Origin of the sequence: Sedimentibacter sp. MB35-C1 (genome assembly GCF_030913635.1) — a bacterium.
Classification (GTDB): Bacteria; Bacillota; Clostridia; order Tissierellales; family Sedimentibacteraceae; genus Sedimentibacter.
Genome location: NZ_CP133188.1, coordinates 2,060,365 through 2,074,106, shown reverse-complemented (window position 1 = coordinate 2,074,106; position 13,742 = coordinate 2,060,365). Strand labels below are relative to the sequence as shown.

Genomic DNA, 13,742 nt, shown 5'->3' with positions numbered 1-13,742 from the left:
CATGACATTTGAAACGTCCATAATATTCTATATATTCAAAGTTATTTTAATTCCTCTGCAACTGCTTCTGCTGATAATTTTCCTGCAGTCAAAGCCCATGCATTGTTAGCGCCTGAAGGTGAATCATCACCCATTACTCCTCCGACAACTTCACCTGCTGCACTTCTCTTACCATTAGTAAATTTTTTTGGTTTTTTAAGATATAAATGTTATAAGTTGAAAGGTCATCCATCTAATTGAATAGTATTTAAATACATGTCGGTACATAATTAATCGCCGTATTTTGAGGGAATCCATTCATTATATTCAGGTTTTGTATAGCCTGTCCCGCCGCCCCTTTTATTAGATTATCAATTGCGGCAAATATGATTAATGAATTGTCCTGTTCATCCACTTCGAAATTTATATGGCACATGTTTGAATTTCTAACCCATTTTGTTTCCACATACATGCCGCGATCCAGTATTTGAACGAACTCCTTGCAATGATAATACTTTTCGTATATGCTTCTGATAAAATCATAGTCAACTTTCATTGCAGTCCTAGTATAGCAGGTAACAAGCATACCTCTCTGCATAGGGACAATGTGAGGTACAAAGGTTAATTTTACTTGTTCATGGGTAAAATGCTCAATCGCTTTCCGAGCTTCTACTTTGTGGGGGTGATTTATAATTTTGTAAGGCTTAACTGATTCGTTCGCCTCAACAAAGTGGGTTCCAAGTGTAAGAGTTCTACCTGAACCTGACAGCGCACATTTTCCGTCAACTATCACGTCGGTCAAAATTATTTTTTCTTTGATAAGCGGTAGCAGTGCAAGCTGGATTGCCGTTGCAAAGCATCCGGGATTAGCAATGTTTTCGGCTTCTTGTATCTCATTTTCATTCCACTCACAAAGGCCATAGGTAAACCTAGGCGAAAGATGAATAGATTTATGCTCCTTGCTATAATACTGTTTATACTCCATACTGTTCAATAAACGATAATCCACTCCCAGATCAATAACTGTTACATTATTTAATATATCGTCATTAAGCCTTTCCATCAAAGCACCATATGGCAGAGATGTGAAAAGCACATCAATACCGTCTGCAATAGTTTCATAATCAAGAGCAGAACAGACATTCTGGCTAAACCCGGTAAAATTCCGGTATACGTAAGAATACTTGTTATCCATATAGGTTTCCGAAATAGTTTTAATTATTTTTACTTCCGGATGGCCGTATAGCAGCCTTACTAATTCCTGTCCGGCATATCCGGTGGAGCCTATAATTCCTACTTTTATCATAATATACCTCCCATGCACATGATTTCATTGTTTTCCTCTTGTTACACGCCGTACCTCCATATTTTAAAAATACTATTCATCGTATTATGCTCCAAAACCCAGATATGCAATAAAACATGCCGCAAAAGTTATAATGCAAAATGTCAATGTAATAGTACTTTCTTTCCAGCCACTCTTCTCCAGGTGATGATGGAAAGGCGCTATCTTGAAAACTCTTTTATTAAAATATTTTAATGAAAACAACTGTATTATCACGCTGATTGTTTCAAAAATACAAACGCAAAGTACAATAAATATCCATAGGGGTATGTTCAATTCAATCAAAAATACAGCAATTGACCCTCCTAAAAAAAGAGAGCCTGTGTCTCCCATAAAAATTTTAGCAGGATATCTGTTAAAAAACAGAGTACCAAGACAGGCTCCCTCCATGATTATGGCTCCAAACAGTACTTTATCGTCCCTCAATTGGTATGCACATATTCCAATGAAAACAAAGACTATAGAACATATACCCAACGCAAGCCCGTCTACTCCGTCTGTAATGTTGACACTATTACTTGCTAAAACAATCAGAAACACCGTAAAAACACCGTACAGATATGTGTTAATTTCTATCGAGTTACTTATGAGCGGAAACATAATTTGTGTATTTATCTGTCCGGAGAGAATTAAATATATAGTTATAATTACACCTATAATAATAAGACCGGCTAACTTTTCTTTTGGAGTTATGCCATCCCTCTTCTTTTTAACTTTTATATAATCATCAACAAACCCCATCAGACCGAATAACAATAAGAAAAAGTTACTCCATATTATTCTACTCGTTGAAGCACTGTAAGCTACAGTGGAAATAAATAATGTCAAATTAATAGCAACACCTCCCATTGTTGGAGTTGCAGCTTTATGCTTATGCAATTCCTGTATGCAAGACTTCTTATTGCTGTCTATATTTTCTGTTCTTTTAAAAAAGCTTGTTTTAGATAGCTTGTCAATAAATACCTTTAAAAATAAAGCTGTAAAAAGCAAGCTAAAAGTAAAATATTGTATCATAGATCTATTTCCTCCGAAATGTATTATAATAACAATTCTTAGCTGGACTTGGTACTAAAATGAAAAATATAGGTAATTATAATATTCGCCCCAATTCTACCTATTAATTAACCAGATACATATGGCAAAAACCTAGTCCCCAAGGCGAAGATTAAACGTTAAAATTGCTTAAATTTCACTATATTGCTCTTCGCCGAAATTAATACCTTGACTCCCAGTTTCTTTCTAAATAAATTCCGTACAGAATATTTTTTATATTTATGTTTTCGATTTGGTTTGTTGTTTGATTGTATAGCTTCTTTCCATCGTTGTGTTCCACACCTTTAACGAGTTTTAGCAAAAAGCTTTTAAAAACCTCTTTATCTGAATCGTCAGGAGGAATATCCTCGAGGGCCATCACCGATTCTGAGATTTTATCGGTAGTTAATTCGGATGTATATAATTTTTTCAGATTTTCTGCTGCCTCTTTATAGTCTCCGAAATACAAATTTAGATAAAAGAGATTGTCGGGTACATAATCATCTATTTTTAATAATGTCTCTCTTGCTTTCTCCCAATTTTCGTAAGCGATATAACACCTGCTCAACAGCCTGTTACCTTCTGTTCCAAGATTTTTATCACTTTTTTTTATAGCTGAATAAATTAAGTCCTTATTTTCCTTTATTTCATCTCTGTCCATTGTGTCCAACGTTCTGAAAATCAGCTGTGTATCTCCAGTTAAGCCGGCATATTTCTTGCCAAGCTCAACTGCCCTCTCAATATTTCTCTCACCTTTTTTCCATCCAATGCCGTAAATTTTGATCAAATACATCAATGCATCTGTATTGTCAGGTTCTTCCAAGAGAATATTTTCGTAATACTCTATTGCCTCCGGATATTTTTTATCTATAATCATTTTTTCTCCGTCGGTAACACTGCCTTCTATTGTAATACTTGGTATTTGGTCATAATATGTTCGCATAGGCAGGCTTCCGGTAATAATTTTGCCGTTTTCGTCACATGCGTTTACTGTAATTGGATATTCTATTCCATGTAAAAAGCTTCCTAATACTCCTTCATAACCAAGAAGCATTTCTTCCCCTTCATATGAGATTCCTATTGATTTTTCCTTAAGTTTATCCACATCAAACACAGCATAGTTTTCGTTAAATTCAACATTTCCGTTCTTGTCAGAGATTGGTGTTGTTACACTGCTCCCGCCTTTTTCATAGGGATTAGAAAACACTACCACTTGAACAGTATAGTGATCCGCTCCTTCTACTTTTTCCCAAGAAACGGTAAATTCATTACCTGATATTTTTTCTCTTGGCTTTGGTGAACTAACATTTATGGTGCTGTTAAAAACAAAATTCATTTCTTTATCTGCACCACCAATAGTGACATATTCATAGCCCGCGCGGCTAATAACCTTATCCTCCAAAAGCGAAGTATTCAATCCCATTCCTATACTGTATATTCCGTCTTTTAAACCGATGGTCTTAAATTCTCCTTTTTCATTTGTTATTCCAATATAACTGTCACCGCCTCCTCTGAGACCTCCTGCTTCCTGTACATATATTTCAACAAAGGGCATAGGTTGCCCCTTATAGGTTACGGTTCCTTTAACAACATTGCTTCCTTTCATATTTTTGCTGAATTCATCCAGCCAGTAGTTTCTGTCGTAGTATCTTGATGATCCAAATACTATTTCATCACGCGTTTTCCAATCTATGTTCGTTATTTTTTCTGAGATTAATACAGCTTCATCATAATTTTCATTGAAAAGAGCTGTCTCCATTTTTAATATATCAAGCTTAACATCCGCGTATTCTGTACCCTCATACTCAGAAATTATTTCTTCGGCTCGCTCATTATTTCCGTTTACGTGCATTAAAAATCCATTATATATGTCTGAAATGTATTTTATATCCTGGTCATCATTCTTCTGCCCAAACGAAATCCATTCACGGAGAGTCTCTGAATCTCCCGTAGAAATTGCAATATCCATAAGCATTTTATAGGACTTGATAACATAGTGTTTTTCTGATTTTTTGTAGGAAGTTGAATTAACTATACGAGAAAATAATTCCTTTGCTTTTTCCATATCTCCAAGTTCCTGATTTGCTCCGCCCCAACCGTTTAAAAAAATAGTGTACTTATCAAAACCTTCTACCAGCTTATCTGCATAGACATACCATCCCTCTACACTTGATGTTGTTGGATAGGAAGCATATTTTTCATAAAACAAAACTGCTTTGTCAGAGTTCTTCCTATCAAGATAATCAGCTATTCCTAAAATTGAAGATGGTACTACCCACATAAATATTGCAGTAAAAATACAAACTATAAAAATCAATGTTTTTACTTTAATTTTTATTTTCATTTCAAGCTCACCTCACAGCTTTCTCTGACAATAACCTGCGAACCGCCTATGTCAATTATTTTTTCATTTTGTAATTTAAAAGCGCTTCTCGGAATCAATGTAACAGCAAACAAAGCTGCAAATCCTATTAGGACAGGCGCTAAAGGAATTTCTATTTCTCTGTTTAAAAACTCATTTATTTTTTCTTTAAGTGTTTTCTTTCTGTGATTAAGTATATTATTCAATGCCGCCTGCGACAGGACTATATCTTTTGTTTCTTCTTCCATTATTTTTTTTATTTCTAATCCAATATTGTCTCTGTTATCCATTGAGTCGTCCTCCTTTCAACAAACTTTCCTTCAATATGTTTCTTCCTCTTGACAGCCTGCTTTTTATGGTTCCTTCTTTTTCATTAAGCAGAACTGAAATTTCTTTTATGGAAAGCTCTTCAAAATAAAACAGCACCATAACTTCCATATACATAGGATGCAACTTGAAAAGTTCCTTTTTCAAAACCTCTCTGTCAATGCTTTCCTCAACATGAGATTCAACATCATCGTTGCCAAGCCATTCATCTTCGAGGGCAAGAACATCTCTTTTCTTTCTCAGCCTATCTCTGGACAGGTTGAGTGCTATAGTATAAATCCATGTATACAGTCCAGAATCCTCCCTGAAATTTCCAACCTTTTCAAAAACCTTTTCAAAAGTTTCCTGGACAACGTCTTCTGCCTCTTCTCTGTTACCAAGCATAAGGAAGCAGGTTCTCAGGAGCTTATTTCCGTAGTCCCGTACTATTTGGCTGTATGCATCTTCTTTTCCTTTTTTCAGTCCCTTTATCAATAACTTTTCTGCCACCTTTTACCCTCCCATTTATTTAGACGATACAATCCAGAAAAGGTTGCAATATATATTATAGATTTTATTATATCGACTTGCTGAAAAATAACAAATCAAAGTTAATTTTATCAACCTTCATAGATATTTTCAATAAAAAAACCGCACTGGATGTAGCAGTGGTGCGGTTAAATATATTTAAAATATCAGCATGTCATTGTCATCAAATTTAAAATTAGGTCCCCATGCAACCTCCCAGTAATAACCGTCTGGATCTGAAAAATACGCATGATATCCTCCCCAAAATACATTTTGAGGCTCCTTTACAATTTTAGCTCCAGCCCTGCGCGCCAGTTCAATAACCGCTTTAACCTCTTCCTTCGATTTAGCATTGTATGCCAGTGTAATACCTCCGAATCCGGAACATATCTCCGGCGGATTATCCTTGTCAATATCCTCCGCCAGTAGATCAATGGGATACAATTCCAGCTTTGTTCCTGATGTGCTGAAAAAAACAATTTCCGGATTATTACTCTTTTCTTCTGTGCTGAAGCCCAGTCCGTCTCTGTAGAACCTGATGGATTTTTCCATATCTCTGACCCCCAGGCATATAATATTCATTCTGTTCATACTTTGCTCCCTTCTTAATATTTAAAACAAACTAATTTGTTCGTTTACTCTTTTATCCTCATATTCACCAAGGTACGAAAATATCTTATCCATTCCAACCATAATATTATTCTTTTTGCATACTGAATGAAGAATACTCATAAGTCTTTTATGATTTAGACTGTGACATTCATAGGAACTACCGAACATTCGGATATATTTTTGTTTCATTCCAGGAAAATTCTCATCCAGCTTTTTATAGAAATATTCTCTGTTTCCCTCACGCATAGTTACGCCTATGCCAAAGCACATTATTGCATGTACCTTTGCTTCTATGCAATATTTGAGAATTGCTCTGAAATTCTCCTCTGTATCATTTATAAACGGCAGAAAAGGTCCCAACCATACCACCGTAGGTATACAATTTTTACCGAGTATCTTCAACGCCTCAAAACGTTCCTTGGTAGTTGAGACTTCGGGTTCCAGAATGCGACATAGATTTTCGTCAGCAGTGGTAAGCGTCATCTGAGCTACACACTTAGATTTCTCATTTATTCTTTTTAGAATATCTATATCCCTCAGAATTCTGCTCGACTTTGTCAGTATAGAAAGTCCAAAGCCATACCTCTCTATAACTTGAAGACATTTGCGTGTATACATTATTTCCTCTTCAATGTGAATGTACGGATCACACATGGAGCCTGTAGCAATCATGCATTTTTTGCGTTTATGCTTCAACGCCTCCTCAAGCATCTCCGGAGCATTTTTCTTTATTTCTATATCGGTAAAATCATGCTTCATCTGATAACATGTACTTCTGCTGTCGCAGTAGATACAGCCGTGGCTGCAACCCCTGTATATATTCATTCCGTTTTTAGCCGAGAGTATAGATTTGTATTCCGCATAATGCATAGCTGCTCGCCCTGCCTTTCCTGCTGTTAATTTACTTCAACGCAATATATATGTCAACATCAGCATTATTCATATCGCAATTGAGATATTCCTCAAAATCTCCAGTATAACTTCTATTTAAATTCATGCTCCATATTTCGCTCCAAGCCTGTGCCACTGCCGTTACCATATTGCCGTGAGCCGAAAACTTAGCATATTTTCCCGCAGGAATAACTTTCACAGACAGTCCTTCATTTTCTGCACCGGAAACCTCGTTACCCACCGTTACTGTGTAGTCATCGCCGGAATAATCTGAATACAATCCAATAGCATAGCTATTTACCTTATTTTTTATTGTTTGAGCTATCCCTCCCTGATAAAACTTTTCCCACAGACCTCCTATAACTTCTCCCATTTTGGGAGAATTGTTTGATGTAGATGCACCTATACCCACAAGAATTTTTTCTTCAAGATTTACTATTTCATATTTCATAGCTTCGCCTCCATATTTTTTCTGTAATTATAACAGTCAATATAGGACAACTGCATGTCATATTAAATATAAAAATTTATCATTTTCTTTAAAAGCAATTTAATTTCAACGCGAATATCTTCGGGTTCCAAAACCTCACAGTTTTTTCCGAAGCTTAGTATATAGTAAAACAGCCATTCTCCCCTTGGGTAGTCTATTTTACAAATAAAGCTGCCATCCTCCTGTTTTTCGTACTGGCTGAATTCTTCATAAACTCTGAATGCCATCTCTGCGGCCAAATGAAGTTTTAAACTTACAAATTCTTCGTTATAATCTGTCTCTGCTTTCACGTGCCTCGGAGCCGTATGCTCAACCGCTTCTCCTCTAATTTCAAGGTTTTTTATTCTGCGAAGTTTAAAAAACCGAAAGTCCATACGGGTTTTGCAATATCCGAAAAGGTACCAGGCCCCTCCCTTAAAGCACAGCTTCAGAGGTTCTACAGTTCGAAGGATTTGTTCTCCCTTTGTATTTGAATACTGAAAAGAAACTATTTTCTTTTTAAGTACACAGGTTTTCAGAGTTTGGAAAGTTTTAGTTTCGCCGTCACAGTTGTACCATGACGAAAAATCAACCTCTATCCAGTCCGCATACGCTTCGCCGAACAGGCTGATAAATTTTTGCAGTGCTTTATTTTCTTCGCTCAAATCAACAGCACCCACAGCCCTGAGAGATGATAGAATTTTTTCCTTTTCTTCATCAGTCATAACCGCTTTATCGAGAACGAAATCTGGCAATAACGAAATTCCTCCACCTTTGCCTCTGCTCATATAAATAGGTATTCCCGCAGATGACAGCGATTCCACATCTCTATAAATGGTTCTGGGTGATACCTCAAATCTTAAGGCCAGTTCCTTTGCGGTTACGGTCTGCTTTTGAAGCAGAATATATATAATTTCAAACAATCTGTTTATTTGCATACTATCACCCTTTATTTTGTAAATGCAATATTATATAAAATAGCAGCTGCTTACATATATAACTAATACCCAAGCTTACTATCAACTATTATAACTTTTATTCTGTCCTTGACAAACTGTCCTCTTATAATTGTAAAATCGTTGCATATCCTCTCAGGACTTTTGCAGTCTACACAATATCCTAATGACGTGCAGGGAGTATTTTTGCCTAATCTTTTTGCATCAATAGGTGCTGAATAATTCCTTGTTCGTTTTTCTGCTTCTTCAATTGTCCTCACAATTTTATTGATACCCGCAACTATAATAACCTGTTTCGGACCATATATAATTGGAGCCACTCTGCTGCCGTTTCCGTCAATATTGTATAGCTCACCATCCTCTGTCAGAGCATTTGTGCCGCACATGAATGTATCCGCCGAAAAATTCTGTATGTAAATCTGTTTCTTTCCTTCGCTGGTAATTCCTTCTCTGTATTTATCCAGAAAATTATATTTTCCGCTTCGCAGCAAATCTATAACACCGGTCTCAAAAAGTGTCATTGAATCTCCCACGCCTACAGTTGAATTTTCAGCTATGAGCTGTTTTAGAAGTTCTTTTAATTCATCACTATCTTTTACGAAAAAGCCCGCCATATTTCGTCTTCTTAAATTATTTATACATCTTTCAACTTGCTTTTCTAAATACCATCTTACGTTATTGTCCATATGAGCCGCAATCTCTCCTTTGCAAATAATATTTATGTAATAATACCATATTAAAAGAAAATAAACAAATGTTTGGTTGTTGTGATATGTAATCAAAACAAAATTTTATGTAATACAAAAAGGTATTCGCATTATTAAATAAATGCAGAATACCTTTATATTTATTTTTTATCATAATTATTATTTCTTCTGACAATAATTTTAGTTCCTTCATTTGCTTGGCTTTCAACCTGTGCTTCATCTACCAGCATTCCCACAATGGTTAATCCCGACCCGCAGTTACAATTACCGGCAAGGCAGCCGTAATATTCCTCAACCTCATCTCTTCGTGGCTGATTTAATGTGGTTTTTACTATCTTAAGGGTCTTATCATTCATTCCGCGACCATTATCCTCAACTGTAATTGTTGTGCTTATGTCGTCGCGTTCAACATTAACACCTATTTTTGATGCTTTGGAATTCAAAGAATTGGCTAACAGTGCCATTACTATTCCCTCAATTTTTTCTTTTTCTCCGCTCAATTAATTTCCTCCTATTTATCAGTTTTTAAGCCCTGGATCAAGGCAATAAAAATTGTGGCAACAATGCCTCCGGAAAATCCATTGTTATATAAGTTGAGCCACCCGTGAAGCACACCAACATTGCTGACTATGCATAAATGCGTAAACCCGGCAAGTATCCCAACTAACGGGCCATATGCCCCTGACAGTGGTGCCAGAGTTGTTCCAAATAACGCTGCAAGCAATGCCGTAGGATTATTGGCACTATATACAGTAAAATCAGTTAATGTAGCTAAATAAGCTCCAAACATTACAGGGGTAATATTCAGTGGATGCTTTCCAAACGCGGCAAAACCGGCCATGGTTAAAAGTGCCCCTACTGTAGGGCCATTGTAATGTCCATTTACTAATTCTATATAAATGACACCAATTAAGCCTACGAGTCCCATATTTAAAATTGTGCTTCCAAAGCCTGCAGAGTATGGAAAATCTGATATCAAAGTTCCTGGATGTTTTACCAGTTCAATGTAGTTTTTGAACTTGCCCTTTGTTAATATTATACCACATATTACCATGCTTATAAATATCGAAATAAAAATCTTTCTTAACAACTGCGAATTTTCTGTTCCCCATATCATTACGGAGCTGCTATCAAAACCAAAATTTCTAAATATACTTACAAAAAGCAATCCAATAAAGCCTGCCGCAAATCCTACATTATATAAGTTATATCCTTCATGCGTTCTTAACAGATGGCTTGCAATCGGAGATATAATAAATCCTGAAGTGACGCCAATAGTTATGCTCGCCAAATACCCCCATTGGAATTCAAATGCAACATGGGTCACCAGTGGAACCAAAGCAGTACTGAAAAGTGCAGGGAAAATATGATTTTTAAACTTTTGCTTTTTTACTTTACTATACAGATATGCACCGAAAATAACAGGAACTACAGACCATATATTTTTACCAAAAAATCCGAAACCTGTCATAGTAAATACTGAAGCTATAGCTGGTCCTGAAAAAGATACTTTATTTATTTTTAAGATAACATACCCTAAAATACCTATAAGTGATCCGTTAATTAACGCAGCTCCTACTCCTCCTACCTCCGTATAATCAGTAAGAAGGGTTCCCGTAGATAAAAAAATATTCTTCATACCAGTGTACAAAGCGGATGGAGTATCCAAAATTAGTCCTATTAGCAGCAATAAAACCAAGTAAAAAAGAATGATTTTGTCCTTTGTTTTTTCATTGACTTCAATGTAATCAAAATTCCATAGTGAATTCATAATTGGAGTGCTCCCTTTTTTCTTTGTATTATACCAAAAAAATATTTTAAGATAAATAAATTTTTCTGCTTTTTTCCAATTTATTCTTCTTGTATTTCAAATATAATTTATACCAATATTTGTTATATTTTAAATTTTTAAACAATACAGAAAAAATTTGTTCAAATAAGCAAATATTCATGATATTATATATAAGTATCATTGTGTGTTATAGGATAATTTGCTAGGAGGATAAATTGTTGAAGCATCCAGATATTCACTTACGATTATATCGAGCAATTTTGGCAGCAGGAGCCGCATTTTCTGTTATAAGTATTGTCGGTAATTACATTTCTGCCTTTCCTCTTGCTATAAGTGTTAAATGGATTTTTCTTTTTTTTATTACGGTTCTTGCATTTGTTTTTTCTTATAATGAAAAATATACTTACAACATAATGTTCGGCGTATTTATATTTGCAGTTTGTATTTTTTTACCCTTTGCATTTATTGATTCCGGAGGAAGCAATAATAATGCCTTGGGATATACTTTTTTCCTCCTCATTGCAATTACATATTTATTTAAAGACCTAAGGAGGACATTTCTAGTTATATCACTTGTCTGCATATTTGTTATAATGCATGTATTAGAATATTATTACCCTAACATTATAGCTGTTTATCATCCACACACCCAGTTTGTGGATCGCATAATACAAGTTCCTATATTATTGCTGATATCTTATTTTATAATTCTTAGGTTTGCCAAGGAATATGAAAAGGTAAATAAACGTCTTGAGGCGTTTGCTAATCTTGACGAGCTTACAGGTCTTTACAACCGAAGAATGTTTAACATTACAATGGAAGAAACCGTTAAAAATAACAAAAATATTGCAGTTTTGGCTTTTATGGATCTAGATAATTTTAAATTGATTAATGATAATTTTGGACATCATGTAGGGGATGAAGTACTTAAAGAGCTGTCATCACTATTGCAAAAAACTTTTGGCAATGACAGACATATTGTAAGCCGCTGGGGTGGAGATGAATTTGCTGTTATTTATTATGGAGATAAAATTGAACTTTCTGATAAAATCGAAAAAATCAGCAGTTTATTCAAAGAGTATGTATCCTCCTATGAAGAAACGGCCGGAATAAGCACAAGCATTGTTTCCATAGGAGATTATGATAAAATATCACAAGCATTATCTGATGCCGATAATGCTTTGTATGAAAAAAAGCTTAAAAAGCAACAAAATAGAACGAAACTATCTTAACACATAAAGTACACAGCAAATAAAAAACTCTAAATATTAGTATATGATACAAAAATTAAGGCGACCTGTAAAGGGATGTTTTTTTTTACATTTGAAACAAAATTAATGTTTAAGCACTTAGTTCATTTTATAATTTAACTCTGGAGGTCGCAATGCGGACTAGTTTTAGAAACAAAGATTTTTTTAAAATGATGATATCTATAGCATTACCGATTACGCTGCAGAATTTAGTAGCTTCATCTGTAAATATGCTTGATACACTTATGATTACAAGCCTTGGTAAGGAAAGTCTTGCCGCTGTCGGGCTTGCTAACCAGGTTTTCTTTTTTTATGCCGTTACAATATTCGGCGTAGCTACCGGCTCCTCAATATTTATTGCACAATTCTGGGGAAAAAAGGACACTAAAAACATAGCAAGAATTTTAGGAATATCCTTGGCCATAGTAATCGTTCTGGGAACTGTGTTTACTTTAGCTGCCTTAATTGTGCCTGAATTTATAATGAAAATTTTCAGCAATGATAAAGAAGTTATAAGATTGGGAGTGGATTATTTAAGGATCGTATCGCTTAGTTACATTATTACAGGCATCAGCTTTTCATATGCTGTTGCTTCCAGAAGCATAGGTCAGGCAAAAATGCCTATGGCAGTAAGCATGGTTTCCTTTGTAACCAATGCTTTGTTTAACTACCTACTTATTTTTGGCAAGTTTGGTTTTCCTCAACTTGGCATCAAGGGTGCAGCATACGGAACATTAATAGCCAGGACTTTGGAGATAATCCTTATACTATACTCAATTTATTCAAACAAAAGGAACCCTCTAGCTCACAGCTTCAGTGATATGACCGACTGGACAGCAATTTTCGTCAAAAAATATTTTAAAACAGCCTATCCTGTTATTTTAAACGAAGCATTCTGGTCATTAGGTACAGTGCTTTATTCTATAGCTTATGCAAAGATAGGTACTGAGGCTGCTGCTGCCGTTCAGATTCTAAATACAGTTCAGAATATATTTATGGTAATGAGCAGAGGTTTAGCCAACTCGTGCACAGTTATGGTGGGAAATAAAATCGGAGCTGATGAAGAAGAAAAAGCTGTTGAATATGCAAACAGCTTTATGATATTGTCAGCGGTACTTGGTCTTACTCTGGGAATATTACTATTTTTCACAACAGATGTAATACTTATTTTTTTCAGGAATCTGACGCCTAGTTTGCATGATGCTTCAAAAAAACTATTAATTGTTTCAGCTGCATTTTTCCTTATAAAATCATTTAACGGAACAATGATAGTCGGAGTACTTAGGGGCGGCGGCGATACCAAATTTTCAATGATTCTTGAAATGTGCTCGGTCTGGCTTGTAGGCGTTCCGCTTGCTTTTCTCGGCGCATTGGTATTCAAGTTTCCAGTATATTATGTCTCCCTAATGGTCAACATGGAGGAAGTTATAAAAGCATCTATAGGAATATTCAGAGTAAAATCAAAAAAATGGGTGACAAACGTAATTAAAGATATGTAAAATTAGTTAATAAG

General features: G+C 35.3%; 14 protein-coding genes. 2 read left to right on the top strand and 12 right to left on the bottom strand.

Translation table 11 applies throughout. The features are described 5' to 3' along the window. Nucleotides 1-247: 247 nt before the first annotated feature. From argC to RBQ61_RS09850, 12 genes are all read right to left on the bottom strand, one after another. Nucleotides 248-1,285, bottom strand: coding sequence for an N-acetyl-gamma-glutamyl-phosphate reductase (gene argC / locus RBQ61_RS09905; RefSeq protein ID WP_308137166.1), 1,038 nt, complete (start codon nucleotides 1,283-1,285; stop codon nucleotides 248-250). An 84-nt stretch (nucleotides 1,286-1,369) separates the two neighbouring features. Next, entirely contained in the window at nucleotides 1,370-2,338 is a 969-nt protein-coding gene (mraY, locus tag RBQ61_RS09900; protein WP_308137165.1) for a phospho-N-acetylmuramoyl-pentapeptide-transferase, read from the bottom strand. Nucleotides 2,339-2,537: 199 nt separating this feature from the next. Next, entirely contained in the window at nucleotides 2,538-4,700 is a 2,163-nt protein-coding gene (locus RBQ61_RS09895) for a lipopolysaccharide assembly protein LapB (protein WP_308137164.1), read from the bottom strand. Then, entirely contained in the window at nucleotides 4,697-5,008 is a 312-nt protein-coding gene (locus RBQ61_RS09890; RefSeq protein WP_308137163.1) for a hypothetical protein, read from the bottom strand. Before RBQ61_RS09890 ends, RBQ61_RS09895 begins: the two co-directional genes overlap by 4 nt. Then, nucleotides 5,001-5,534 (bottom strand): RNA polymerase sigma factor, encoded by a 534-nt coding sequence (locus RBQ61_RS09885; protein ID WP_308137162.1) that lies wholly within the window; start codon nucleotides 5,532-5,534, stop codon nucleotides 5,001-5,003. The genes RBQ61_RS09890 and RBQ61_RS09885 overlap by 8 nt, the downstream gene beginning before the upstream one ends. Nucleotides 5,535-5,711: 177 nt before the next feature. Then, the gene (locus tag RBQ61_RS09880) at nucleotides 5,712-6,143 is read right to left on the bottom strand and encodes a VOC family protein (RefSeq protein ID WP_308137161.1); all 432 of its coding nucleotides are present in this window, start codon (nucleotides 6,141-6,143) and stop codon (nucleotides 5,712-5,714) included. 21 nt (nucleotides 6,144-6,164) lie between these two features. Further along, entirely contained in the window at nucleotides 6,165-7,034 is an 870-nt protein-coding gene (locus tag RBQ61_RS09875) for a radical SAM protein (protein WP_308137160.1), read from the bottom strand. A 31-nt stretch (nucleotides 7,035-7,065) separates the two neighbouring features. Then, nucleotides 7,066-7,506 carry a GyrI-like domain-containing protein gene (locus RBQ61_RS09870; protein ID WP_308137159.1) on the bottom strand — a complete coding sequence of 147 codons (441 nt, stop codon included), beginning with the start codon at nucleotides 7,504-7,506 and terminating at the stop codon, nucleotides 7,066-7,068. 62 nt (nucleotides 7,507-7,568) lie between these two features. Beyond that, nucleotides 7,569-8,462 (bottom strand): YafY family protein, encoded by an 894-nt coding sequence (locus RBQ61_RS09865; protein ID WP_308137158.1) that lies wholly within the window; start codon nucleotides 8,460-8,462, stop codon nucleotides 7,569-7,571. Nucleotides 8,463-8,524: 62 nt separating this feature from the next. Further along, nucleotides 8,525-9,166, bottom strand: coding sequence for a lactate utilization protein (locus RBQ61_RS09860; RefSeq protein WP_308137157.1), 642 nt, complete (start codon nucleotides 9,164-9,166; stop codon nucleotides 8,525-8,527). A gap of 161 nt (nucleotides 9,167-9,327) precedes the next feature. Then, entirely contained in the window at nucleotides 9,328-9,687 is a 360-nt protein-coding gene (locus tag RBQ61_RS09855) for an ATP-binding protein (RefSeq protein ID WP_308137156.1), read from the bottom strand. An 11-nt stretch (nucleotides 9,688-9,698) separates the two neighbouring features. Then, the gene (locus RBQ61_RS09850) at nucleotides 9,699-10,958 is read right to left on the bottom strand and encodes a DUF1576 domain-containing protein (RefSeq protein WP_308137155.1); all 1,260 of its coding nucleotides are present in this window, start codon (nucleotides 10,956-10,958) and stop codon (nucleotides 9,699-9,701) included. Nucleotides 10,959-11,194: 236 nt separating this feature from the next. Here RBQ61_RS09850 and RBQ61_RS09845 point away from each other — a divergent pair, with 236 nt between their 5' ends. Beyond that, nucleotides 11,195-12,211 carry a GGDEF domain-containing protein gene (locus tag RBQ61_RS09845; RefSeq protein ID WP_308137154.1) on the top strand — a complete coding sequence of 339 codons (1,017 nt, stop codon included), beginning with the start codon at nucleotides 11,195-11,197 and terminating at the stop codon, nucleotides 12,209-12,211. Between the two features lie 152 nt (nucleotides 12,212-12,363). Next, a complete protein-coding gene (locus tag RBQ61_RS09840) occupies nucleotides 12,364-13,728 on the top strand; it encodes an MATE family efflux transporter (protein WP_308137153.1) in 1,365 nt (454 codons plus the stop codon). Nucleotides 13,729-13,742 lie beyond the last annotated feature (14 nt).

Coding starts and splice junctions, on each gene's coding strand:
- RBQ61_RS09860 (WP_308137157.1), bottom strand. CDS start 9,166: ATGGACAATAACGTAAGATGGTATTTAGAAAAGCAAGTTGAAAGATGT.
- RBQ61_RS09840 (WP_308137153.1), top strand. CDS start 12,364: ATGCGGACTAGTTTTAGAAACAAAGATTTTTTTAAAATGATGATATCT.
- RBQ61_RS09895 (WP_308137164.1), bottom strand. CDS start 4,700: ATGAAAATAAAAATTAAAGTAAAAACATTGATTTTTATAGTTTGTATT.
- RBQ61_RS09870 (WP_308137159.1), bottom strand. CDS start 7,506: ATGAAATATGAAATAGTAAATCTTGAAGAAAAAATTCTTGTGGGTATA.
- RBQ61_RS09850 (WP_308137155.1), bottom strand. CDS start 10,958: ATGAATTCACTATGGAATTTTGATTACATTGAAGTCAATGAAAAAACA.
- mraY (WP_308137165.1), bottom strand. CDS start 2,338: ATGATACAATATTTTACTTTTAGCTTGCTTTTTACAGCTTTATTTTTA.
- argC (WP_308137166.1), bottom strand. CDS start 1,285: ATGATAAAAGTAGGAATTATAGGCTCCACCGGATATGCCGGACAGGAA.
- RBQ61_RS09875 (WP_308137160.1), bottom strand. CDS start 7,034: ATGCATTATGCGGAATACAAATCTATACTCTCGGCTAAAAACGGAATG.
- RBQ61_RS09865 (WP_308137158.1), bottom strand. CDS start 8,462: ATGCAAATAAACAGATTGTTTGAAATTATATATATTCTGCTTCAAAAG.
- RBQ61_RS09880 (WP_308137161.1), bottom strand. CDS start 6,143: ATGAACAGAATGAATATTATATGCCTGGGGGTCAGAGATATGGAAAAA.
- RBQ61_RS09890 (WP_308137163.1), bottom strand. CDS start 5,008: ATGGATAACAGAGACAATATTGGATTAGAAATAAAAAAAATAATGGAA.